The organism is Paenibacillus endoradicis (genome assembly GCF_024721975.1).
The window spans coordinates 297,895-310,808 of record NZ_JANQBB010000003.1; the positions used below are offsets into that span (position 1 = coordinate 297,895).

The 12,914-nt window shown below is 37.4% G+C and carries 10 protein-coding genes; 9 read left to right on the forward strand and 1 reads right to left on the reverse strand.

Annotation, left to right across the window (positions count from 1 at the left end; translation table 11 throughout):
• Window positions 1-47: 47 nt before the first annotated feature.
• The 7 genes from mmsA (at window position 48) to NV377_RS11690 (ending at window position 8,689) form a co-directional block, all read left to right on the forward strand.
• Window positions 48-1,583 (forward strand): multiple monosaccharide ABC transporter ATP-binding protein, encoded by a 1,536-nt coding sequence (gene mmsA / locus NV377_RS11660; RefSeq protein WP_258201385.1) that lies wholly within the window; start codon window positions 48-50, stop codon window positions 1,581-1,583.
• A complete protein-coding gene (mmsB, locus tag NV377_RS11665; protein WP_258201386.1) occupies window positions 1,580-2,746 on the forward strand; it encodes a multiple monosaccharide ABC transporter permease in 1,167 nt (388 codons plus the stop codon). Before mmsA ends, mmsB begins: the two co-directional genes overlap by 4 nt.
• Window positions 2,747-2,800: 54 nt before the next feature.
• The gene (locus NV377_RS11670) at window positions 2,801-3,814 is read left to right on the forward strand and encodes a substrate-binding domain-containing protein (protein ID WP_258201387.1); all 1,014 of its coding nucleotides are present in this window, start codon (window positions 2,801-2,803) and stop codon (window positions 3,812-3,814) included.
• A 27-nt stretch (window positions 3,815-3,841) separates the two neighbouring features.
• On the forward strand, window positions 3,842-5,707 hold the full coding sequence (locus NV377_RS11675) for a cache domain-containing sensor histidine kinase (protein ID WP_258201388.1): 1,866 nt from the start codon (window positions 3,842-3,844) through the stop codon (window positions 5,705-5,707).
• Window positions 5,673-6,878 carry a response regulator transcription factor gene (locus NV377_RS11680; protein WP_258201389.1) on the forward strand — a complete coding sequence of 402 codons (1,206 nt, stop codon included), beginning with the start codon at window positions 5,673-5,675 and terminating at the stop codon, window positions 6,876-6,878. The genes NV377_RS11675 and NV377_RS11680 overlap by 35 nt, the downstream gene beginning before the upstream one ends.
• Window positions 6,879-7,297: 419 nt before the next feature.
• Window positions 7,298-8,038: a ribonuclease PH gene (gene rph / locus NV377_RS11685; protein WP_258201390.1), complete on the forward strand. Its 741-nt coding sequence runs from the start codon at window positions 7,298-7,300 to the stop codon at window positions 8,036-8,038.
• Window positions 8,039-8,689 (forward strand): XTP/dITP diphosphatase, encoded by a 651-nt coding sequence (locus NV377_RS11690; protein ID WP_258201391.1) that lies wholly within the window; start codon window positions 8,039-8,041, stop codon window positions 8,687-8,689.
• Between the two features lie 152 nt (window positions 8,690-8,841).
• On the opposite strand, the gene asnB is transcribed toward NV377_RS11690, so the two are convergent.
• Window positions 8,842-10,686: an asparagine synthase (glutamine-hydrolyzing) gene (asnB, locus tag NV377_RS11695; protein ID WP_258201431.1), complete on the reverse strand. Its 1,845-nt coding sequence runs from the start codon at window positions 10,684-10,686 to the stop codon at window positions 8,842-8,844.
• Between the two features lie 396 nt (window positions 10,687-11,082).
• Here asnB and NV377_RS11700 point away from each other — a divergent pair, with 396 nt between their 5' ends.
• A complete protein-coding gene (locus NV377_RS11700; protein WP_258201392.1) occupies window positions 11,083-11,898 on the forward strand; it encodes a PPK2 family polyphosphate kinase in 816 nt (271 codons plus the stop codon).
• A gap of 555 nt (window positions 11,899-12,453) precedes the next feature.
• Window positions 12,454-12,786 (forward strand): hypothetical protein, encoded by a 333-nt coding sequence (locus tag NV377_RS11705; protein ID WP_258201393.1) that lies wholly within the window; start codon window positions 12,454-12,456, stop codon window positions 12,784-12,786.
• The last annotated feature ends 128 nt before the right edge of the window (window positions 12,787-12,914 follow it).

Genomic DNA, 12,914 nt, shown 5'->3' on the forward strand with positions numbered 1-12,914 from the left:
CATTTCTATTCATTTCTAAAAGTGAGTGAAGGAGAGGAAGTGGCAATTTGTCAGAAGTAATCTTGGCGATGAATGGTATTACTAAAACATTTCCTGGAGTAAAAGCACTCGAAAATGTGAATTTACGAGTACTAGAAGGAGAAATTCATGCCTTAATGGGTGAGAATGGTGCTGGAAAATCTACTTTAATGAAAGTGTTATCTGGCGTGTATCCCTTTGGTTCTTACGAAGGTGAAATCTACTTTGAAGATGTTCTATGTCAGTTTCAAGATATTTCACAAAGTGAACAAAAGGGAATTGTAATTATTCATCAAGAACTTGCGTTAATTCCTCAGTTATCTATAGCAGAAAATATATTTCTCGGCAATGAACGTAGTCATCGAGGTGTTATTAATTGGTACGAAACAGATTTAGCGACAAAAGAGCTATTAGCCAAAGTTGGACTTGTGGAAGCTCCGACTACTTTAGCTAGCATGATAGGTGTTGGAAAGCAGCAATTAGTGGAAATTGCAAAAGCATTATCTAAAAAAGTAAAACTGTTAATTCTAGATGAACCAACGGCAGCACTCAATGAAGAAGATAGTGAGAACCTTCTTCAACTACTTCTTCAGTTCAAAGAAGAAGGGATTACATCTATTATTATTTCTCATAAATTGAATGAAATTATGAAAGTAGCAGATGCGATTACGATATTACGAGATGGTCAAACAATAGAAACTTTGTATATGACACAAGATGATATTTCTGAAGAACGGATAATTAAAGGAATGGTTGGTCGTGATCTAACGCATCGATATCCAGAGAGGACGCCCAATATTGCTGAAACATTTTTTGAAATAAAAAATTGGACGGTATATCATCCGACTCAAAGTCAGCGCTGCATAATTGATAATGTCCAATTGCATATTAGGCGAGGTGAAATTGTAGGAGTAGCTGGCTTAATGGGAGCAGGTCGAACTGAACTTGCGATGAGTATCTTTGGAGAGAGCTACGGTCGTAAAGTAAGTGGTGAAGCTTTTAAGAATGGTAAGCTCATTAAACTAAACAACATTCGAGCGGCAATAGATTATGGAATTGCATACGTAACTGAAGACCGTAAAGAGTATGGACTTATTCTTATTGATGATATTAAGCACAATATTACACTAGCAAATTTGAAAAGAATATCTTCAAAAAATATTGTGAATGATCACCAAGAATTAATGGATGCTGAAGATTTTAGAACACGACTTAATATTAAGACACCAAGTGTACACCAGAAAACAGGTAACTTATCTGGTGGTAATCAACAAAAGGTTGTCTTAAGTAAGTGGATTTACACTGAGCCTGATTTGCTCATATTAGATGAACCAACAAGAGGGATAGACGTCGGTGCGAAGTATGAAATATATAAGATTATTAATGAATTAGCAGATGAAGGTAAAGGAATTATGTTGATATCTTCAGAATTACCAGAATTGCTAGGTATGTGCGATCGCATCTATGTAATGAATGAGGGGTTGTTTACAGGCGAAGTAATACGCTCAGAAGCAAATCAAGAATTGCTTATGAAATTTATGACGAAAGGGCGAAATAACCAATGATTGAAGCACTCAAAAAGATGTTTCGCAGCAATATAAGACAATATGGAATGTTTATTGCACTTATATTAATTATGCTATTTTTTCAAGTTCTTACGGATGGTACATTATTAAAACCACTGAATATTACGAATCTCATACTACAAAATAGTTATATTCTTATTCTCGCAATTGGGATGTTACTTGTTATCATTACTGGTCATATTGATCTATCCGTTGGTTCTGTTGCTGCTTTTGTTGGAGCTGTATCCGCTATAATGATGGTTAATTATGATATTCCATTCGTATTAGCCGTTATTCTCTCTCTTCTTATTGGAGCATTAGTAGGTGCATGGCAAGGATTCTGGATTGCTTATGTACGCATACCCGCATTCATTGTGACATTAGCAGGGATGTTACTTTTTCGAGGCTTAACGATGCTTGTACTCAATGGGAAGTCGGTATCGCCCTTTCCTGATGGATTTCGTGCGATAAGTACTGGCTTTATTCCAGATTTCGCTCATGCTAGTAGCACACATATGGTAACGATCATAATAGGGATTGCCTTATCATTATTACTTGTATATTCAGAGTGGAGACAGCGCTTAATAGAGAAGCGATACAATCTAGAATTGCTGCCATTACCTATAATTATCTTTAAAATGGTCTTCATTACTGCGATTATTAACTACTTTACGTTGATTACAGCATCATATAAAGGCTTACCTAATATTTTTATTTTACTATTTGTATTAGTTCTATTTTATTCCTTTGTAATGAAGCGTACAGTGGTTGGTAGACATATCTATGCACTAGGTGGTAATGAAAAAGCTGCAAGACTATCTGGTGTGAAGACGAAGAAAATGACGTTTTGGGTATTTGTTAATATGGGAGTATTAGCAGCACTTGCAGGACTCGTATTTGCTGCACGTTTAAATGCGGCTACACCAAAAGCTGGAGTCAACTTTGAACTAGATGCGATTGCAGCTGCATTTATTGGTGGAGCATCAGCAACAGGTGGCGTGGGAACAGTTATTGGAGCAATTATAGGCGGATTAGTGATGGGTGTTATGAACAATGGAATGTCGCTTATTGGGCTTGGAATAGACTATCAACAAGGGATCAAGGGGTTAGTATTACTGTTAGCGGTAGCGTTTGATATCTATAATAAAAACAAATCAGCATAAGTTCTAAATATGCTATAATTTTGAATATTATGGATGAAATTGGAGGTGATAATCGTGAAGAAGCTCATATTCATGTATCTAGTCCTAATCTTAACCTTGTCGACCTATTTATTCGCCATTTATTATCGAGGCGATAGTACCGAAGCAATCGAACAAGAAGCAGGACTTCATGGAAGCATGGATGAGAAGTATGTCATGGTAAATTTCCTCACTGGTATTGATTATTGGAAAAATATATTAAAAGGATTTGAGGATGCTGCCGCTAATCTAGGAGTATCTATAGAATATAAAGGCTCGACGCAATACGATGTACAAGAGCAAATTATTGTGCTGGAACAGGTTATTGCAAGAAAACCTGCGGGGATTGCTTTATCAGCGATGGATTCAGAAGCGCTTAATGATGCAATTAACAAGGCAGTAGAAGCGGGTATACCTGTCGTTATGTTTGATGCTAACGCACCGGATAGCGCTGCGTATTCCTTTATCGGAACAAACAATTATGAGGCAGGAGTAACTGCTGCTAGAGAGATGGCTAATTTAGTCGGAAACAAAGGGCAGATTGGTATTATCACTCACCCGAATCAGTTGAATCATAAGCAACGAACACAAGGGTTTCAAGATACTTTACGTAATGAATATCCAGAACTAGAAGTCGTTGCTATTGAAGATGGTAAAGGTGATCAACTTATCACTGAGCAGAAAGCAAAGATGTTAATAGGTGAATACGACAAGTTATTGGGGATCTTTGTAACCGAAGCAAGTGGTGGAGTAGGTGTAGGTAATGCACTTATTGCAGAAGATGCCTATAAGAGAGTTAAAGTAATCGGCTTTGATACAGATAAAGGTACGTTAGATATGATAAAGAGTGGTGTACTATCAGCCACAATTGTTCAAGGGACATGGAATATGGGGTACTGGTCATTAATCCAATTATTCCATCTACACCATGAAATATTAGAGCCAATACCTGATTGGAAGAATACTAATATCGCACCGCTACCAACTTATGTAGATACAGGAGTTTCGGTTGTATGCAAAGAAAATGTCGATCATTTCTATGCAAAATAGAGAGAGTCATAGGAAGGAGAGTAGGAGATGTTTTCTAAATGGCTACAATTCAATAACTTATCTATACGTAATAAATTGATATTGCATTTTATTCTCATTAGTATTCTTCCTTCTCTCGTTATTACATTATTAATATCTTGGACAGTAAGTAATATGCTGGAAAAACAATCTAATACACAAATATTGCAGCTGATTGGGAATGTAAGTAAGTCGCTTGATGCCCAAGCAGCAAATATACAAAATATCTCTTATTTCATCTCAATGGATCCAGATATTCAAACATATCTTAATGACGGATCAATCTCCATTGCCAAAGATGAAGATCGTTATCGTCTATATCGGTTTTTGCAAAGCTTTACAACGTTATATTCAGAGATCGCAGGTATCATGATTGTACGTGCGGATGGTCAATATTTCAGTAATGATATGTACGCAAGATCGGAACGGAATCTAACGGAAGAATATTGGTATCATGAGGCAATGGCAGCTAGAGGTATCTACAAAATGATAGGTCATCCTTCTGAACGTAATGTTACGACTCATGTCAATTACAAAGATAGTGAAATCGTATCTGTCGTTAGAGCGATACAAGACCCAGATACTGGAACAACGAAAGGTGTTGTTCTCATTGATCTAAAGTTAAGAGTGATTGCTGAAATGCTTGGCGATGTGAAATTAGGAAAAAGTGGCTATCTCATCGTAGTAGATAATAACAACGATTTGATCTATTCTCCCAAGAACGGAATTACTTTAGATCGTGAAGCGATTGTTCAACTTTTAGAACAATCTGCTACGGGAAGTTTCGCTATTGATACTAAGGATGAACAGCTTCAAATTTTATATCAAAAATCTAATTTTACGAATTGGACGACGGTTGGTGTATTTCCTATGCGGGATACTTTACAAGCGATTAAAGATGTTAATTTGTACTTAGTTATCTTTCTTTTTGTTGTTTGCATGCTAGGAATTACTGCATCTTATTATTTGTCGTTCTCTATATCAAGACCGATTGCTCAACTGGCATCTTCAATGCGTAAAGTAGAAGAAGGTAATATGAATATTCGCTTTTCGGGAGTACGTCAAGATGAGGTAGGTAGATTAGGTAATAGTTTTAATAAGATGTTAACGCAGATGAAGAAATTGTTAATGCAGGTTGAACAAGAACAAAACATGAAACGAGAAGCCGAACTGAGAAGTCTGCAGGCACATATTCAACCTCATTTTCTCTATAACACATTAGATACAATTCAATGGCTTGCGCGAAAAGATGGCGCCAAAGAAGCAACAGAAATGGTTGAGGCTTTATCAAAATTATTTCGTCTTGGACTGAGTAAAGGACAAGAGTTAATTCCGATGCATGATGAGATTGAGCATATCACAAGTTATCTTGTCATTCAAAAGACACGCTACAAAGATAAATTAAACTATTCCGTCGATATTGAAGACGGTATTACAACGTTATTTGTTATCAAATTAATATTACAGCCACTTGTTGAGAATGCGATCTATCATGGTATTAAGGAGCGCAGAGGGCCTGGGAATATTACTATACGTGCTAGTGTTAGTCATGGGTTTCTACGTATTACTGTAGCAGATGATGGAGCAGGTATGAATGAGGCGAGATTACTACAGTTACGTCATGTGTTGCAATCTCTTGCTGAATCAACCTCTGAAGAGCTACCTACACTTGAGTTAACTCGTAACGGTCAAAGTGTCGGTTATGGCTTAAGAAATGTTCAAGAGCGACTACAACTTAGTTTCGGGGGACTATATGGAATCAGTGTAGATAGTTCAGTCGGAAAAGGCACAATGGTAACGATCAGTCACCCGATCATAAAGCAGAAAGGGAGAGAAGCAAATGTTGAAAACTTGGAAAGTTATCATAGCGGATGATGAAGCCATTATCCGTGAAGGTATTAGAGCTTCGATCCCTTGGCAAAATATTCAACTGGAAGTAGTAGCTGAAGCTGAAGATGGTGAAGAAGCACTTGAACTTGCATTAGAATATGAAGTAGATATTATCCTTGTTGATTTGAGTATGCCGATAATGAATGGATTAACGCTAATCCGACAGTTGCGAGAGAAACTACCGAATTGTTTGGTTAGTATTATTACAGGTCATGATGAATTTAGCTATGCACAACAAGCTATTAAGCTTAATGTACATGATTACATATTAAAACCTATTAACCCTGAATTACTAAGTGAGATGTTACGTAAAATGGTTATTAAATTAGAGAAAAATGAAGTTCAATCCTCCCTTATGATTCAAGCTTCCAAGCAAATTGATAAAAATATTGATGCTTTACGAGAACGCTTTTGTCAAGAGTGGGTAAAGGGTGAAATTGAACAAGATGAAATAATCGTTCAACTGAAATTTCTTCGCTTAGCAGTTATTGCTCCGAAAGCAATTGCTATTGTTAGATGGCAAGATCAAGTCAATTTTCGTAGTATGCATGGCGAACGTGATCGTCAACTTATACTATATGCGATTGAGAATATTGCTAAGGAATGTATTGCAGAGCATTGTCAACATATATTTCGTGATGAGAAGCAAGACATTATTATAATGCTTGCTGGTTCTCTTCCTCAATGGAAAGAATTGCAGATCATTGAGTCGATTAAGCGATATTTGAACATTGATATACGCTGGTGCGAGTATGCTAATCTTAACGGTTATACAGGTGTTTCTCACTCCTATATGGAAGCAAAGCAACAGCTGAATCGTGAAATTATGCTAACTCCATTAATTAAACAAGCTAAAGATCAGATTGATGAGCGATATTGGGATGGCTCTCTGTCGCTTGAGAAGATCGCTTGTCACTTAAATGTGACTCCAGTGTATTTAAGTAGAGCATTTAAGCAGGAGTTAGGATATTCCTTTATCCATTATGTAACATTTATTAGAATGAAGCGGGCTATACATCTACTTCAAGATCAGCGTCTTAGCATATTAGAAATAGCAGAAAAGACTGGTTACGATACGCAGCATTACTTCAGTACTGCTTTCAAGAAACTTATAGGGATGTCCCCTAATCAATATCGAAAAGCAGATCGAACATAAGTTAACGTTTTAACAGTTCGATGGGTTTATTATCGTATAGATGTGAGCTATTGTAATTAGTAGACGAAGTAACTACTAATTACAATGGCTTTTGTTAATTAATGGATGTAAAAGTGTGATTTGATGAAATCAAAATTAGATGAAATATCCTCTGACATACGCAAATTGCAGATAGCACAAGACAATTCTCTAATATAATGCTAGTTAACATTGGTTAACGAGGTAGGTTAAAGGAGCGAATTGTAGGCAAACATGAATAGCTAGATACAATTTACTGGTGCATTTACATAAATGCTTTGTTACAATAAGAAATGTTGTACATAAATATATTACAATTAGATGCAATTTTCTTATCCAATACTTTTCAACTATGAGATGTATTACGGGAGAAAATGAAAAGTTTTGGGAGGCATATTAATATGAGAAATGACAGTCGTCAGCCTAATGAGCTTCGGCCCGTTATAATAACAACAAACGTTAACAAGCATGCTGAAGGTTCAGTGCTAATTCAATTTGGTGATACTAAGGTGCTTTGCACAGCTTCTGTTGAAGAGCGCGTACCGCCATTTATGAAAGGTCAAGGCAAAGGCTGGGTTACAGCAGAATACTCAATGCTTCCAAGAGCAACAAATACAAGAAATCATCGTGAAGCGAATCGTGGTAAATTAACAGGACGTACGATGGAAATTCAACGTCTAATCGGAAGAGCACTTCGTTCCGTTGTTAATTTACAAGCATTAGGTGAACGTACAATTACATTAGATTGTGATGTACTACAAGCTGATGGTGGTACGAGAACAACTTCAATTACGGGTGCGTTTGTTGCCCTTTGCTTAGCAATTGAACATCTAGCGAAACAGCATAATTTTGCAGTATATCCAATTAATGATTTTCTAGCTTCAGTAAGTGTTGGCGTTATTAATGAAATCCCGATGCTTGATTTGAACTATGAAGAAGATTCAAAAGCAAAAGTAGATATGAATGTTGTTATGACGGGTAGTGGTAAATTTGTTGAAGTTCAAGGCACAGGTGAAGAAGCTCCGTTCACTAGACTAGAACTTAATGAATTGTTAGCGTTAGCAGAAGTAGGCATTGAAAGTCTAATTGAAAAGCAGAAAGAAGCACTAGGTGCTGCTGCTGACAAAATTAGAGGTGAGTAGATGAGCGCCCTTACGACAATCGTTATTGCGACGAAAAATGAAGGTAAGGTGAAAGAATTCGCACATGCTTTTGCCAAATTAGGTATTGAAGTGAAAAGCTTATTCGATTATCCGTCTATTCCCGACATTGTCGAAGATGGGGATACGTTTATAGCTAATGCGAAGATCAAAGCTAAAGTGACTGGCGATGCTATTGGAGTTCCGGTATTAGCTGATGATTCCGGTCTATCTGTAGATGCATTAGATGGTGCTCCAGGAGTATACTCCGCGCGTTTTTCCGGAGAAGGAGCGACCGATGCCAGTAACAATGAGAAGCTTATTCAACAACTTCAGCAATTGAATGCAAAGTTAGAACTTGATCCACTCACAGACGGCTCCAACTTGTTAAGTCATGCTCAGTTTCGCTGCGCTCTAGCATTGTATATTCCAGACACGGAGCAATTCGTTGTAGCCGAAGGGCTAGTAGCTGGTATCATTACAGATAAACCACATGGTGCAGGTGGATTTGGTTATGATCCTTACTTTTACGTTCCTCAGCTAGACTGTAGTATGGCTCAGTTAAGCAAAGAGGAAAAAGGTAAGATCAGTCATAGAGGCGAAGCATTAAAGCAATTAATGCCACAACTTCGTACAACGTTTGATATAAAATAACTTAAAATATGAAAATAAGGATGATTTCATCTTTACAGGAATGTACTGTAAGATGATTCATCCTTATTTTTGTAATTTACATCTTTTGAACTTAATCATTAACTCTTTTTTCACTAACAGCGATAAGTCCTCGCAGTGTTCATCCAGCGCACTTAAACGATGCTAACTTTGTTCTCCTTCATCCACACATTAATTTGATATAAATAAGCATAGAGCTGCGGACCAGACATTAGTTGCCCAAACCAAGGTACAAGTGAAGAGGACTGATCGGACTTCAATAAGTTTTCAATAACATCTTTATTAATGAGTTTCAATAACGGAGAACTATCGTCATTCAAAATATCTTTCATTAATCCTGTAACTGCTGCTAGATAAGCGGGATTATGCGTCTTAGGATAGGGACTTTTCTTTCTAGTAATAATCTCTTCCGGTAATATACCTCTTAGCGATTTACGCAAAATTCCTTTCTCACGATCTCCAGATGTTTTGAATTCCCATGGAATATTGAAGACATAATCAACTAAGCGATGATCACAGAAAGGGACCCTCACTTCAAGTCCTGCTGCCATGCTCATCCGATCTTTACGATCTAACAACGTTGGCATAAATCTAGAAATATTCATATATGACATCTGCCTTACTGCTCGTAGATGTTCATCTTCGCCTTGTAAGTGTGGAACTTCATAAGTTGCTTCTTCGAATCTCTGAGCAGCATATTGCTGCGGCTTAATCCAATCACTTAGTTCAGGAGAAATAATATTGCTACGGAACTCAGTTGCAAGGGACCAAGGAAATTGTCTTGAATGTAACGTTTCTTCTTTATGAAACCATGGGTAACCACCAAAAATTTCATCAGCTGCTTCACCAGAAATGGCAACGGTAGCGTTCTTTTTAATTTCACGACAGAATAGTAGTAGTGATGAATCAATATCAGCCATACCTGGTAAATCTCTTGCGATCGTTGCGTCATACAATGCGGAAATAAGATCAGGAGTATCAAACTGAATATAATGATGAACAGTGGATAAGTGAGAGGTCATAAGTTCGATATATGGGGTATCACTATTAGGTTGGAAAGAATGTGCTTTAAAGTGCTTGTCATTGTCAACATAATCGACAGAGTACGTATGAAGAGAACTAGCATCTTTGTCTCGATAGAATTGTACTGCCATTGCAGTTAATGCACTTGAATCTAGACCGCCTGATAATAATGTGCAAATAGGCACATCGCTTATCATTTGCCTGTTCATAGTATCTAGTAGTAGCTCTTGAACATGATCTATCGTTTGCTCCATGGAGTGTTCATGCTCTCTGCTTTCTAGTTTCCAATACGTTTGTAATCTCGTACCAGACTTGTTAATCGTCATACATTGTCCTGCTTTAAGTTCGGATATTCCTTCATATACGCCGTGACCAGGTGTACGGGCTGGTCCAACAATAAATATTTCCGCTAATCCTTCTCGACTTACTTCGGGTTTGACTTCAGGGTGAGTTAGCAACGTTTTTAATTCAGAACCAAAAATGAAGCGAGAACCTTGATCCGCGAAAAATAACGGTTTTACACCAAGTCTATCTCTTGCCAGAAATAACTCTTCTTGCTGAACATCCCATACTGCAAATGCAAATATTCCATTTAAATGTTCCAAGCAGTCTTTGCCCCAGTGCATATATGCTGTTAACAATACTTCCGTATCACATGTTGTTGTAAATCGCCAACCGTAGGAGCGTAATTGCTCGGTAAGCTCTTGTGCATTGTATATTTCACCATTATATACGATGACAAATTGATCATTTTCACGATATCGCACCATGGGTTGAGCACCGTTACTCGGGTCCATTACTGCAAGTCGTCGATGTCCCAATGCACAATGAACAGATAGCCAAGTTCCAGCGGCGTCTGGACCTCGCGGTGTGAGCGTATCTGTCATTGCTTCAAGTGTTTCACTGCTATGCAGTAAGTTGTTCTGCCAGTCTATCCATCCTGTCATACCACACATAGGCTTCATTCCTCTCTATCTTCACACTAACCTCACATACTATAACGTATATGTGCAAATAGAAATAAAATGCATGTCCGTAAAGATGGAAAAGCCTATAACTGTGGGAATTGTGGGGCAGAGGAGATAGGATTGTTGGTTTCTTGTCTGCCTACAAGCAATGATTGGGCATACTTAAAATAGAACTGAAAAAAGATGAATGTATTTTCAAAAATCTAAATTGGCAAGAAGCAAGCGAAAATATAAATACGCCTTTAATAGATATTGAAGTATTTAGTATTCAATATTCTAATAAAGGCTAAAGGCGAAGGTAATGGTTTAGTGATAACAATATGGATATAATTTCTATTTAGAGCTACACTATAACTATAGCAGGTCTTATAGGAGGTGTATTATATGTCAAAATCATTGGTCTGGGAAGATAAGCAAAAAGGTGGACTGGCAGGGATTGATCCTAAGTATACTGGAGCCTTACAAAGCAAAGAGGAAATCGCTGAGGAAACTGAAAAACTAAGGGAAGAGTTTCATAAGTTGCAGGAGAAGCTTGTTGCTGTTAAGGACAAGGGAATCGTCTTTATATTCCAAGGTATGGATTGCAGTGGTAAGGACGGTGTCATCAAGCATGTTTTCTCAGGTCTCAACCCGCAGGGAATATCATCTTATAGCTTCAAGGCTCCTACAGAAGAGGAGAAGCTTCATGACTACCTCTGGAGAGCTCACAACAAAGTGCCTGCGCTAGGTTATATCGCCACCTTCAATCGTTCGTACTATGAGGATGTGCTCATTACACGGGTACATGGCATTGTCTCTGACAAGGAAGCACGTCGCCGTTTTAAGCAAATTAATCATTTTGAAACCTATTTGATGGACAACCAAGTTCACGTAGTCAAAATCTTTTTGCACATATCCAATGATTTTCAATTGGAGAAGCTAAGAAGTCGCATTGAGGATCCCTCTAAAAATTGGAAATTCGATGCTTCTGATCTTGCTGAACGCAAGCATTGGAAAAAATATTGGGCGTATTATGAAGAGGCTTTTGAAAAATGCAGCAAAGCTAGTCCGTGGCATATTATACCAAGTGACAATCGCTGGTACCGTAACTACGCCGTGTTGAAAATTGTTGTTGATTCAATGAGAAGTCTTAAATTAAACGATCCTGAGCCTAACCCAGAGTTAATCAAGCTACTGGATGAATTTAAGAACACAGAATAGTCTGCCCATTATTATTGATGATGTGCATCAAATTTCATAACCAATCACCCTCAAGTAAAGCATCCTTAGCTAAAACTAGGAAGACATACTTGGAGGTGATTTTTTGTTTTCAAAAGGTTGAAGCCACGGAGTAAATGATAAATTGCTATGATTAATAGCCTTAAATGTGTTGTGTTACGCCCAGGAGTTATTTGCTTTGCAAATAACTCTCACTGGGGTGATAAGCTAGTTGGAAAAAATGCTTCAAAAGAAATAGTAACGTGGATTTATCCTGATGATTTGACACCATGAGTACATGGAGATAAATTAGCCGAGATGTGTATAGTAGCTTCAACTAATTCTTCTGCGGCAAACCAAATTTATAATGCAGTGGATGGAAATTATACCGAAAATGACTTACTTAATGTAAAAAAGTCCTTAACAGCAGGATAGAAAGGGACATAGTAACAAATGAATATAAGAGAAGGGATATGCTTAGCAGGAATAAAATGTCTGTTCATTAGAGAAGCTATAGATATGTTTTACATCATGTGAAGTTGGAGGATACGTAACCAAATGAACGACATTGATTCTATAGAAGATAACCGTAAAATCTATTACGTAAATGTGCAATCGAAACAGCTGTATGAGCAACCAGACATTGCTGATTACCATCTGGTCATTACAGCTAATGCTAGAGAGTATGATCGAATTATTGAGCAATTTCTAGAAGTGGACGATAGTGATGAATGGACGCTTGAAACGATGTTTCAGTTCCATAATAACAGTCCTGACATGAGTATGGTCAATGATGAGCATGATTATCGTCTGAAGCAACTTTATAAGGAATTGTACAAGTTAGGTACTGATGAAACAAGACGTCATATTGAACAAATGCGTATACTATAAATTGTGAAGTAGCTGTGAATGTACATAGACGAGCATGACTCGTTAAGTAATATGACGTTATGGTGAGAAATAAATGTTAAGTAATTCATTGATTACTTAGTAATGCAGTTGACATTTTTCTATACTTT

Coding starts and splice junctions, on each gene's coding strand:
- mmsB (WP_258201386.1), top strand. CDS start 1,580: ATGATTGAAGCACTCAAAAAGATGTTTCGCAGCAATATAAGACAATAT.
- NV377_RS11675 (WP_258201388.1), top strand. CDS start 3,842: ATGTTTTCTAAATGGCTACAATTCAATAACTTATCTATACGTAATAAA.
- NV377_RS11680 (WP_258201389.1), top strand. CDS start 5,673: ATGTTGAAAACTTGGAAAGTTATCATAGCGGATGATGAAGCCATTATC.
- rph (WP_258201390.1), top strand. CDS start 7,298: ATGAGAAATGACAGTCGTCAGCCTAATGAGCTTCGGCCCGTTATAATA.
- NV377_RS11690 (WP_258201391.1), top strand. CDS start 8,039: ATGAGCGCCCTTACGACAATCGTTATTGCGACGAAAAATGAAGGTAAG.
- asnB (WP_258201431.1), bottom strand. CDS start 10,686: ATGTGTGGTATGACAGGATGGATAGACTGGCAGAACAACTTACTGCAT.
- NV377_RS11700 (WP_258201392.1), top strand. CDS start 11,083: ATGTCAAAATCATTGGTCTGGGAAGATAAGCAAAAAGGTGGACTGGCA.
- NV377_RS11705 (WP_258201393.1), top strand. CDS start 12,454: ATGAACGACATTGATTCTATAGAAGATAACCGTAAAATCTATTACGTA.